The 1,611-nt window shown below is 70.6% G+C and carries 1 protein-coding gene; it reads right to left on the minus strand.

Annotated elements, in window-relative coordinates; all coding sequences use genetic code 11:
• On the minus strand, nt 1-1,611 hold a 1,611-nt coding region (locus tag EAO75_RS44705; protein WP_148000858.1), incomplete at both ends, for an acyltransferase domain-containing protein.

The raw sequence follows: 1,611 nt of genomic DNA on the forward strand, positions 1-1,611 counted from the left end.
GGTCCTCGGGAACGGGGACTGGACGACTCCGACGTACTGGATCGAACAGGTCCGCCGTCCCGTACGGTTCCACGACGCGCTCACCACCGTCACCGGCCCCCAGGGAGCCGTCCGGCTCCTGGAGATCGGCCCCGACCCCGTCCAACAACCGGGCGACTTCCTCCTGGGAGGCCTCGATCGCGGCCATCGCGCCGCCCTCGGGAAGGGCCTGCATCAACCGGGCCCGGGCCGCCACCAGCCGTACCGCATCCGGGAGTTCGAAGACCCCGGCCGCATACGCGGCCGCGAACTCGCCGACCGAGTGGCCCAGCACGCAGTCCGGTCGCATGCCCCAGGACCGCAGGAGAGCGATGAGGGCCACTTGCAGGGCGAACAGGGCGGGTTGGGCGTGACCGGTGCGGGCCAGGGTCTCCGGTACACCGGTGAACATGATCTCGCGCAAGGGAAGGTGGCCGGGTTCGTCCGCGCCGAGCTCGGCGTCCAGGAGGTCGCAGACCTCGTCCAGCGCGCGACGGAACTCCGGGAACCGGTCGTGGAGTTCGCGCCCCATGCCGGGGCGCTGGCTGCCCTGCCCGGTGAACGCCCATGCCGTACGCCCCTTGAGGGCCTGCCCGGTGACGACCGCCGGGTGCTGCTCGCCATCCGCCAGGGCACGGACGCCTCGGCTCAGCTCGTCGAGGCCTGGTCCGAGGACGACGGCTCGGTGGGGCAGCACGGCACGGGTGGTGGCGAGCGAGTGGCCGAGGTCGGCCGGGGATGCCGGGTTCGCGAGCAGGTGCGCGGCGAGGCGGCCCGCCTGCCCGCGAAGACCGTCGGCGTCACGTCCGGACAACAGCCATGGAACGACGGGGAGTTGGGACGAAGAGGGAGAATGTGTCTCGCCGGAGGGCTTGTCAGCCGTTTCGGTCGGGGCTTCTTCGAGGATGACGTGGGCGTTGGTTCCGCTGATCCCGAACGCCGAGACACCCGCCCGCCTCGGCCGCTCGCCACGCGGCCACACCCGCGACTCCGTCAGCAGACGGACCTGCCCCGCCTCCCAGTCCACGTGCGAGGAAGGCCGATCCACGTGGAGCGTGGCGGGCAGGGACTCCCGCTGCATCGCCAGCACCATCTTCATCACCCCGGCCACACCCGCCGCAGCCTGCGTATGCCCGAGATTCGACTTCACCGACCCCAGCCACAACGGCCCGTCGGTGCGTTCCCGACCGTAAGTGGCGAGCAAGGCCTGCGCCTCGATCGGATCCCCCAGCGCCGTGCCCGTGCCGTGCGCCTCGACCACATCCACATCCGCGGCCGAAACTCCGGCATTTCGGAGGGCTTGGCGGATGACGCGTTGCTGGGAAGGGCCATTCGGCGCCGTCAACCCATTGGACGCACCATCCTGATTGACCGCACTCCCCCGCACCACCGCCAACACCGAATGCCCATTGCGACGGGCATCCGAGAGCCGTTCCAGAACCAGAATCCCGGCGCCCTCACCCCACACCGTCCCATCCGCACCCTCACCGGCGAGGTCCTCGGGAACGGGGACTGGACGACTCCGACGTACTGGATCGAACAGGTCCGCCGTCCCGTACGGTTCCACGACGCGCTCACCACCGTCACCGGCCC

Origin of the sequence: Streptomyces sp. UW30, from assembly GCF_008042075.1 — a bacterium.
In the GTDB taxonomy this organism is placed as follows: Bacteria; Actinomycetota; Actinomycetes; order Streptomycetales; family Streptomycetaceae; genus Streptomyces.